The organism is uncultured Stenotrophomonas sp. (assembly GCF_945952405.1).
In the GTDB taxonomy this organism is placed as follows: Bacteria; Pseudomonadota; Gammaproteobacteria; order Xanthomonadales; family Xanthomonadaceae; genus Stenotrophomonas.
The window spans coordinates 1-9,343 of sequence record NZ_CAMFIA010000040.1 but is presented as its reverse complement, the minus strand read 5'-3'; the positions used below and the strand labels follow the sequence as shown (position 1 = coordinate 9,343).

At 67.6% G+C, this 9,343-nt stretch carries 7 protein-coding genes; 5 read left to right on the top strand and 2 right to left on the bottom strand.

The annotated features are described in order from the left end of the window. Positions 1-183 precede the first annotated feature (183 nt). Entirely contained in the window at positions 184-1,845 is a 1,662-nt protein-coding gene (recN, locus tag Q0P60_RS20450) for a DNA repair protein RecN (RefSeq protein ID WP_294997426.1), read from the bottom strand. 115 nt (positions 1,846-1,960) lie between these two features. Here recN and hrcA point away from each other — a divergent pair, with 115 nt between their 5' ends. The 4 genes from hrcA to dnaJ all read left to right on the top strand — a co-directional run bounded on the left by hrcA (position 1,961) and on the right by dnaJ (position 6,994). Continuing rightward, positions 1,961-3,025: a heat-inducible transcriptional repressor HrcA gene (gene hrcA, locus Q0P60_RS20445; protein ID WP_294997425.1), complete on the top strand. Its 1,065-nt coding sequence runs from the start codon at positions 1,961-1,963 to the stop codon at positions 3,023-3,025. 63 nt (positions 3,026-3,088) lie between these two features. After that, positions 3,089-3,604, top strand: a complete 516-nt coding sequence (gene grpE / locus Q0P60_RS20440; protein ID WP_294997424.1) for a nucleotide exchange factor GrpE — start codon at positions 3,089-3,091, stop codon at positions 3,602-3,604. A 182-nt stretch (positions 3,605-3,786) separates the two neighbouring features. Beyond that, positions 3,787-5,709 carry a molecular chaperone DnaK gene (dnaK, locus tag Q0P60_RS20435; protein WP_294997423.1) on the top strand — a complete coding sequence of 641 codons (1,923 nt, stop codon included), beginning with the start codon at positions 3,787-3,789 and terminating at the stop codon, positions 5,707-5,709. Between the two features lie 154 nt (positions 5,710-5,863). After that, positions 5,864-6,994, top strand: a complete 1,131-nt coding sequence (gene dnaJ, locus Q0P60_RS20430; RefSeq protein WP_294997422.1) for a molecular chaperone DnaJ — start codon at positions 5,864-5,866, stop codon at positions 6,992-6,994. Between the two features lie 99 nt (positions 6,995-7,093). Here dnaJ and Q0P60_RS20425 read toward each other — a convergent pair whose 3' ends face one another. Next, positions 7,094-7,891: a helix-turn-helix transcriptional regulator gene (locus Q0P60_RS20425; RefSeq protein WP_294997421.1), complete on the bottom strand. Its 798-nt coding sequence runs from the start codon at positions 7,889-7,891 to the stop codon at positions 7,094-7,096. A 72-nt stretch (positions 7,892-7,963) separates the two neighbouring features. Here Q0P60_RS20425 and Q0P60_RS20420 point away from each other — a divergent pair, with 72 nt between their 5' ends. After that, positions 7,964-9,160 carry an MFS transporter gene (locus tag Q0P60_RS20420; RefSeq protein WP_294997420.1) on the top strand — a complete coding sequence of 399 codons (1,197 nt, stop codon included), beginning with the start codon at positions 7,964-7,966 and terminating at the stop codon, positions 9,158-9,160. Positions 9,161-9,343: the final 183 nt, after the last annotated feature.

The window sequence follows — 9,343 nt, the reverse complement described above, 5'->3', positions numbered from 1 at the left end:
GTGCCGGGTTGCCGGCCAGCGGCCGGCACTACCGTGCGGGTGCGTGGTGGATCCACGCCATGCGTGGACGCGCGCCGGATGATCTCCGCCTGGATGTGCCGGATATGCCGGGTTGCCGGCCAGCGGCCGGCACTACCGTGCGGGTGCGTAGTAGATCCACGCCATGCGTGGATGCGCGCCCGTTCAGACCTGCAGCAGCTTGCGTGCGGCGGCGCGTGCTTCCTTGCTGACTTCCACGCCACCGAGCATGCGCGCCAGCTCTTCCTCGCGGGCCTTGTGGTCCAGCTTTTCCACTGCGCTCTGGGTCATGCCTTCGACCGGCGCCTTGCTGACCCGGTAGTGGGCATGGCCCTTGGAGGCGACCTGCGGCAGATGGGTCACGCACAGCACCTGGCGCTTCTCGCCGAGCGCGCGCAGCTTCTGACCGACGATGTCGGCCACTGCGCCGCCGATGCCTGAATCGACCTCGTCGAAGACCATGGTCGGTACGGCGTCCAGGTCCAGCGCGGCCACTTCGATGGCCAGCGAGATACGCGACAGTTCGCCGCCCGAGGCCACCTTGCGCAGGGCGCGCGGTGGCTGCCCGGCATTGGCGGCGACCAGGAACTCCACGCGTTCGGCACCCTGCGGGTCAGGCCGGGCGCTGTCCTGCGGTTCCAGTTCGATCAGGAACTGGCCGCCGCCCATGCCCAGCTCGGCAATGATGCCGGTGGTGGTGGCCGACAGCTCCGCCGCCGCGCTGCGGCGGCTGGCGCTCAGCACCCCGGCCTGCACGCGCCAGGCGGCGGCGGCCTTGTCGATCTCGCCGGCCAGGCGTTGCAGGCGCTCGTCGGCACCGCGCAGCTGTTCCACCTCGGCATGCATGCGCTCGCGCTGTGCCCCCAGCTCGTCCATCGGTACCCGGTGCTTGCGCGCCAGGTCGTGCAGGCGGCCCAGGCGGCGCTCGTTCTCCTCGAACTGCTCCGGGTCGGCGTCGAGGTCATCGTGCACCCGGTCAAGCAGCGACAGGGCTTCGTGCAGCTGGATCGAGGCGTTCTCGATCAGGCCGTCCACCTCGCCCAGGCGCGGGTCATGCTCGATCAGGCGCGACAGCTCGTGGCGCACCTGCTGCAGCAGGTCCAGCGCGGAACTGCCGTCGTCGCCGTTGAGCTGGTTGCTGGCGGCCTGGCAGGCGCTCAGCAGGGCGCTGGCGTGGGCCTGGCGGCGGTGGCTGGCACCGAGCGCGGCAATCGACTCCGGCTCCAGGTCTTCGCGGTCCAGTTCGCGCAGCTGGTGCTCGAGGAAGCCGATCCGGTCGCTGACATCGCCCTGTTGCGACAACGCCAGCGACTCATCGACCAACGCCTGCCAGGCGGCGGCGGCACGACGCACCTGGCGCCGCTCGTCCTCGTTGCCGGCATAGGCATCGAGCAGGGCCAGCTGCGACGGGCGCGCCAGCAGGGCCTGCTGTTCATGCTGGCCGTGGATCTCGACCAGCAGCGAGGCCAGGTCGCCCAGCTGCGCCAGGGTCACCGGGCGGCCATTGATCCAGGCCCGCGAACCGCCATCGGCGCGGATCACGCGGCGCAGCTGGCACTGCTCCTCATCGTCCAGTTCGTTGTCGGCCAGCCACTGGCGCGCGGCCTGCAACTGGTCCAGCGCGAATTCGGCGGAGAGCTCGGCGCGGGCGGCGCCATGCCGGACCACGCCGCTGTCGGCGCGCAGGCCGGACAGGAAGCCCAGCGCGTCGACCATCAGCGACTTGCCGGCGCCGGTCTCGCCTGAAACCACGGTCATGCCTGGCCCGAACTCCAGTTCGGTGGCGCGGACGACGGCGAAATCCTTGATCGAAAGATGTCTGAGCATGGGTAAGGGGGTATCAGCAGCCGCGCAACGCTAGCACGCGGGCGAGGGAGGTCCAATGACTTGCCAAGGTGAAGCGCCGCCATTATCTAGTGTCCGTGTCTCACAGGTTGATTCCATGCACGGTTCTCCCGACCAGCTTGCCCCACGTGCGCGCCATCTGCTGCGCACGCTGATCGCGCGTTACATCCAGGACGGTGAGCCGGTCGGCTCGCAGACGCTGGCGCGCGTGGCCGGCCTGGAAGTCAGCCCGGCCACCATCCGCAACATCCTCGGCGACCTCGAAGACCTGGGGCTGCTGGCCTCGCCGCACACCTCGGCCGGCCGCGTGCCGACCGCGCACGGCTACCGGGTGTTTGTCGACAGCCTGCTGCAGATGCAGCCGCCCGGCGAGGGCGAGCTGGCCCGGTTGCGCCAGGAGCTGGCCGGGGGCGGCAGCACCCAGGCCCTGCTTGGCAGTGCCTCGGAGCTGCTGTCGGCGATGAGCCACTTTGTCGGCGTGGTCAGCGCGCCGCGCCGCGAACAGTTCGCCTTCCGCCAGATCGATTTCGTGGCGCTGGACGGGCGCCGTGTGCTGGCGATCCTGGTGTTTGCCGACAACGAGGTGCAGAACCGGGTCATCGAGACCCGCCAGGAGTTCGCGCCAGGCCAGCTGGAGCAGGTGGCCAACTACCTCAATGCGCATTTCGCCGGCCTGCCGATGGCCGAGATCCGTACCCGCCTGCTGCTGGAGCTGCGCGACGCCCGCTCCGAGCTGGAACAGCTGCTGGCGCACAGCATCGAGCTGGCCGAGCAGGCCCTGCAGCCGCCGGCCGACGACATGCTGGTGGCCGGCCAGACCCGGCTGATGGGGGTGCAGGACCTGTCCGACCTGGAGCGCCTGCGCGAGCTGTTCGAGCTGTTCTCCAGCAAGCGCGAGATCCTGCAGCTGCTGGAGCGCACCATCCAGGCCCCGGGCGTGCGCATCTTCATCGGCGAGGAGACCGGGATGATGCCGCTGCAGGGGGTCTCGCTGGTCACTGCCCCCTATACCGCCAACGGCCAGGTGCTGGGCGTGCTGGGGGTGATCGGCCCCAAGCGGATGGCCTACGACCGCATGATCCCGCTGGTCCAGGCCACCGCCGATGTGCTCGGGGCGGCCTTTTCACCCGCCGGGCGCACTCCCGGAACGTCAGACGCTTGAAACGCAGCATCCCGCCCACACTAGGGTGGGTGGAGGCGGAGACTGACCGCCAGGGACCCAGACATGAACCACGAACATCCAGATATCGAATCCCAGCAGAGTGCCGCCGATGCGGCCGCCGCCGCCGGCGTCAACGACGAACTGGAGCGCCTGCGCGCCGAAGTCGAACAGGTCAGGGCCGATGCGCTGCGTGAGCGCGCCGACCTGGAGAACCAGCGCAAGCGCGTCGCCCGCGACATCGAACAGGCGCGCAAGTTCGCCAACGAGAAGCTGCTGGGCGAGCTGCTGCCCGTATTCGACAGCCTGGATGCCGGCCTGAAGGCCGCCGGGGATGACCCGCACCCGCTGCGCGAAGGCCTGGAGCTGACCTACAAGCAGCTGCTGAAGGTCGCCGCCGACAACGGGCTGGTGCTGCTGGACCCGATCGGCCAGCCGTTCAACCCGGAACACCACCAGGCGATCAGCCAGGTGCCGACCCCGGGCGCCGCCCCGGGCAGCGTGGTGACCGTGTTCCAGAAGGGCTACCTGCTCAACGAGCGCCTGCTGCGGCCGGCGCTGGTGGTGGTGGCCGCCGATTGACCGGCGCCGGCCAGGCGCGACCGGTTGCGGTCGTGCCAGGCCAGGCCCTGCAAGGTTTTCCAGGCGCTGAACACAGCGTTCGGGAGATGGCTTGAATGTTCCACGAGCCTCCCCCACATCGTATTCATCCACCGGCCGAGCGGCCGGACTGACACCAACAAGCATCCTCAGGAGTCTCCCCCATGGGCAAGATCATTGGTATCGACCTCGGCACCACCAACTCGTGCGTGGCGATCATGGACGGCGGCAAGGCCCGCGTCATCGAGAATTCGGAAGGCGATCGCACCACCCCGTCGATCGTCGCCTACACCAAGGACGGCGAAGTCCTGGTCGGCGCCTCGGCCAAGCGCCAGGCCGTCACCAACCCGAAGAACACCTTCTACGCGGTGAAGCGCCTGATCGGCCGCAAGTTCACCGACGCCGAAGTGCAGAAGGACATCGCGCACGTCCCGTACAGCATCCTGGCCCATGACAATGGCGATGCCTGGGTGGCCACCAGCGACGGCAAGAAGATGGCCCCGCAGGAAATCTCGGCCAAGGTGCTGGAAAAGATGAAGAAGACCGCCGAGGACTTCCTCGGTGAGAAGGTCACCGAAGCGGTCATCACCGTGCCGGCCTACTTCAACGACAGCCAGCGCCAGGCGACCAAGGACGCCGGCCGCATCGCCGGCCTGGACGTCAAGCGCATCATCAACGAGCCGACCGCGGCCGCGCTGGCCTATGGCCTGGACAAGGGCGACAACAAGGATCGCAAGATCGTGGTGTACGACCTGGGCGGCGGCACCTTCGACGTCTCGGTGATCGAGATCGCCAATGTCGACGGCGAGAAGCAGTTCGAAGTGCTGGCGACCAACGGTGACACCTTCCTGGGTGGCGAAGACTTCGACAACCGCGTCATCGAGTACCTGGTTGAAGAGTTCAACAAGGACCAGGGCATCGACCTGCGCAAGGATCCGCTGGCCCTGCAGCGCCTGAAGGATGCTGCCGAGCGCGCCAAGATCGAACTGTCCAGCGCCCAGCAGACCGAAGTGAACCTGCCGTACGTCACCGCTGACGCGTCGGGTCCGAAGCACCTGAACATCAAGCTGACCCGCGCCAAGCTGGAAGCGCTGGTGGAAGACCTGATCAAGAAGTCGATCGAGCCGTGCCGCGTCGCCCTGAACGATGCCGGCCTGCGTTCGAGCGACATCAGCGAAGTGATCCTGGTCGGTGGCCAGACCCGCATGCCGAAGGTGCAGCAGGCGGTGACCGAGTTCTTCGGCAAGGAACCGCGCAAGGACGTCAACCCGGACGAAGCCGTGGCACTGGGTGCGGCGATCCAGGGCGGCGTGCTCGGCGGCGACGTCAAGGACGTGCTGCTGCTGGACGTGACCCCGCTGTCGCTGGGCATCGAGACCATGGGTGGCGTGTTCACCAAGATCATCGAGAAGAACACCACCATCCCGACCAAGGCGTCGCAGGTGTTCTCCACCGCCGAAGACAACCAGTCGGCCGTGACCGTGCACGTGCTGCAGGGTGAGCGCGAACAGGCCCGCTTCAACAAGTCGCTGGCCAAGTTCGACCTGTCCGGCATCGAGCCGGCGCCGCGCGGCCTGCCGCAGGTGGAAGTGTCCTTCGACATCGACGCCAACGGCATCCTGCACGTGTCGGCCAAGGACAAGAAGACCAACAAGGAACAGAAGGTCGAGATCAAGGCCGGTTCGGGCCTGTCCGAGGAAGAGATCGCGCGCATGGTCGCCGACGCGGAAGCCAACCGCGAAGAAGACAAGAAGTTCCAGGAACTGGTGCAGGCCCGCAACCAGGCCGACGCCCTGATCCACGGCACCCGCAGCGCCATCACCGAGCACGGCAGCAAGGTCGGCGGCGATGTCATCGGCAAGGTCGAGGCGGCATTGGCCGACCTGGAAACCGCGATGAAGGGTGACGACAAGGCGCAGATCGAAGCCAAGTCGAAGGCACTGGAAGAAGCCGGCCAGTCGCTGTTCGCCGCTGCTTCGGCCGATCAGGGCGCTGCCCCGGGTGCCGACGCCGGTAATGCCGGCAAGGCGCAGGACGACGTGGTCGACGCCGAGTTCACCGAAGTCAAGGACGACAAGAAGTCCTGATCCGGACCGACGCGGGACGCTGCCTGGCAGCGTCCCGTTGTCGCATCAGGGTCCTGACCGCCCACCGGCGTGTCGGGGCGCCCGACGCAAGAGCGGACCTGGTTCCGCTCTTCCGCTTTGACGAATCCCGACTTTCCGGAACCCGATTCACGATATGAGCAAGCGCGATTACTACGAAGTGCTGGGCGTTGCCCGCACCGCCACCGACGACGAGCTGAAGAAGGCCTACCGTCGCTGCGCGATGAAATTCCACCCGGACCGCAACCCGGGTGATGCGGCGGCCGAAGCCTCCTTCAAGGAGTGCAAGGAAGCCTACGAAGTGCTGTCCGACGGCAACAAGCGCCGCATGTACGACAGCCACGGCCACGCTGCGTTCGAGCACGGCATGGGCGGTGGTGGTCCGGGCGGCCCGGACATGAACGATATCTTCGGCGATATCTTCGGCAACATCTTTGGCGGCGGCGGCGGCGGCGGTGGTCCGCGCCAGGCCCGTCGCGGCGCCGACATCGGCTACGTGATGGAGCTGGACCTGGAAGAAGCCGTGCGCGGCGTCGAGCGCCGGATCGAGATCCCGACCCTGGCCGAGTGCGGCGACTGCGATGGCAGTGGCTCCGAGGACGGCAAGGTCGAGACCTGCAACGTCTGCCATGGCCGCGGCCAGGTACGCATCCAGCGCGGCATCTTCGCCATGCAGCAGGCCTGCCACAACTGCGGCGGCCGTGGCCAGATCATCGCCAAGCCCTGCAAGACCTGCCACGGCAACGGCCGTGTCGAGGAAGACAAGGTGCTGTCGGTGAAGGTGCCGGCGGGCGTCGATACCGGTGACCGCATCCGCCTGCAGGGCGAGGGCGAGGCCGGTCCGGCTGGCACGCCGCCGGGTGACCTGTACGTGGAAGTGCGCGTGCGAGAGCATGCGATCTTCCAGCGCGATGGCGACGACCTGCACTGCGAAGTGCCGATCCGCATCTCGCAGGCGGCACTGGGCGACACCGTGCGCGTGGCCACCCTGGGCGGCGAGGCGGAGATCCGCATTCCGGCCGAGACCCAGACCGGCAAGCTGTTCCGCCTGCGTGGCAAGGGCGTGCGTTCGGTGCGCAGCCGCAGCGAAGGCGACCTGTACTGCCGCGTGGTGGTGGAGACTCCGGTCAACCTGACCAACGAGCAGCGCAAGCTGCTGGAGCAGTTCGAGGCCACCTTCGTCGGTGAGGAAGCGCGCAAGCATTCGCCGAAGTCGGCGACCTTCATGGATGGCGTCAAGGGCTTCTGGGACCGGATGACCTCCTGATCCCGCTGCGCAAGGCTTCAACAAAAACGCCGGGCTCTGCCCGGCGTTTTCGTTTGTCGCGGCGGGCAGCCACGCGACGCGTGGATACCGTTCACTGGATCAGCGGAAATAGGCCGCCGGGGTCTGCCCGAGCTGGCGCTTGAACATGCTGGTGAACGCACTGGGGCTGTCGTAGCCCATCGCCAGGGCGACATCGATGACCTTGTCGCCGACCGCCAGCCGCTCCATCGCCGCCAGCAGGCGCGCCTGCTGCCGCCACTGCCCGAAGGTCATGCCCAGTTCGCTGGCGAAATGGCGCTGGATGGTCTTCACGTCCACCTGCAGCGCCTGCGCCCAGTCCTGCAGCGTGGCGTCGTCACCGGGGTGCTTCTGGATGTGCTGGCAGATCCGCTGCAGGCGCGGGTCGGTCGGGGACGGCAGGTGCAGCGACAACACGTCCATGCGGTGCAGCTCGTCCAGCAGCAGGCGCACCACGCGGCCGTCGCGGCTGTCGTCCACATGCGGGGTCTCGATCAGGCTCGCGGCCAGCAGCAGTTCGCGCAGCAGCGGTGCCACCTGTACCGCGAACGCCTCGTTCGGCAGGTGCGGCGCGAAGTCCGGCTCCACGTACAGGCTGCGCATATGCACCTCGGCGATGCAGTCCACCGCGTGCGCCATGCCGGCCGGCACCCAGATCGCGCGGGTTGAAGGCACCACCCAGCGGCCGACTTCCGCACGCACGACCATCAGGCCGGACAGCGCAAACACCAGCTGATGGCGGCGATGCCGATGCGGAGCGATGTGGGTACCAGGCGGGTAGTGGCGGGCGCGGCAGGTCACCGGGCGATGGACCGGCACCTCGTTCCAGGGCGCGGTTTCTCGGATCGGGCAGGGTGTGTCCTTTTTGCGATATGCCATGACCCGAACGCGGCAGAAGGGAGCAGGCCCCCACCGTAGCATGCGTGGCTCGCCCCCAACCTGACTGTGTCCATGTCGACCTTGGTTTCTCCTGCAACGACCTCACGCCCGGTCGCTCCCGGCGTGCTGGCCGCCATCTCCACCTCGCATGTCGTCAACGACATGATGCAGTCGCTGATCCTGGCCATCTATCCGGTGATCAAGGGCGGCTTCAACCTCAGCTTCACCCAGATCGGCCTGATCACGCTCACCTACCAGCTCACCGCCTCGATCTTCCAGCCGCTGATCGGCATCGCCACCGACCGTCGTCCGGCGCCGTACTCGCTGCCGGTCGGCATGGCCTCGACCCTGTGTGGCATGTTGCTGCTCGGCTTTGCACCGAATTACGCGGTGGTGCTGCTGGCTGCGGCGATGGTGGGCATCGGTTCGGCGATCTTCCATCCCGAAGCCTCGCGCATCGCGCGGCTGGCCTCGGGCGGCCGCCATGGCTTCGCGCAGTCGGTGTTCCAGGTCGGCGGCAACTTCGGTACCGCGCTCGGCCCGCTGATCGCGGCGGCAGTGATCGTGCCGTACGGCCAGCACGCCGCCTCCTGGTTTGCCGGCGCCGCACTGATCGGCATCGGCCTGCTCACCTACGTCGGCCGCTGGTACGCAGCGCACCTCGGCGCACCGCGTGCGTCCAGCGCTGCAGCGATGGCCCCGCGGCATCCGCCGCGCACCGTGGCCAAGGTGCTGGCGATCCTGCTGGTGCTGATCTTCAGCAAGTACTTCTACATGGCCAGCATCGGCAGCTACTTCACCTTCTACCTGATCCACCATTTCGGTATTCCGGTGGCGCAGGCACAGCTGCACCTGTTCGCCTTCCTGGTGGCCTCCGCCGCCGGTGGCTTCCTCGGCGGCCCGCTGGGCGACCGCATCGGCCGCAAGCCGATCATCTGGACCTCGATCCTTGGCGTGGCCCCGTTCGCGCTGATGTTGCCGCATGCCGACCTGCTGTGGACCACGGTGCTGGCGGTGCTGATCGGCTTCGTGCTGTCCTCGGCGTTCTCGGCGATCGTGGTCTACGCACAGGAAATGATGCCGCACCGCATCGGCATGGTCTCCGGGCTGTTCTTCGGCTTCGCGTTCGGCATGGGCGGACTGGGCGCCGCGGTGCTGGGCCTGCTGGCGGACAGGACCAGCATCGAATACGTGTACCAGCTGACCGCGTTCCTGCCGCTGCTCGGCATCGTGGCGGCCTGGTTGCCACCGTCGCGGCCTGCGCACTGAGGGAGGGTGGGTGTGCAGGGCTTTTGCAGCCCTGCACCTGCTACAAGCCAGAGCCGAAGCAACAGCAGAAGCTGGCTATCGGTGGGTTGGCGGGGTGGGTCCGGCTGCGGGGGACGCTGCAAGTATGTTCCTGTAAGCTCGATAGCGCCATCCATTGCGCTTACGCCCTCGCAACCGCACCCA

Coding starts and splice junctions, on each gene's coding strand:
- grpE (WP_294997424.1), top strand. CDS start 3,089: ATGAACCACGAACATCCAGATATCGAATCCCAGCAGAGTGCCGCCGAT.
- dnaK (WP_294997423.1), top strand. CDS start 3,787: ATGGGCAAGATCATTGGTATCGACCTCGGCACCACCAACTCGTGCGTG.
- Q0P60_RS20420 (WP_294997420.1), top strand. CDS start 7,964: ATGTCGACCTTGGTTTCTCCTGCAACGACCTCACGCCCGGTCGCTCCC.
- dnaJ (WP_294997422.1), top strand. CDS start 5,864: ATGAGCAAGCGCGATTACTACGAAGTGCTGGGCGTTGCCCGCACCGCC.
- hrcA (WP_294997425.1), top strand. CDS start 1,961: ATGCACGGTTCTCCCGACCAGCTTGCCCCACGTGCGCGCCATCTGCTG.
- recN (WP_294997426.1), bottom strand. CDS start 1,845: ATGCTCAGACATCTTTCGATCAAGGATTTCGCCGTCGTCCGCGCCACC.
- Q0P60_RS20425 (WP_294997421.1), bottom strand. CDS start 7,891: ATGGCATATCGCAAAAAGGACACACCCTGCCCGATCCGAGAAACCGCG.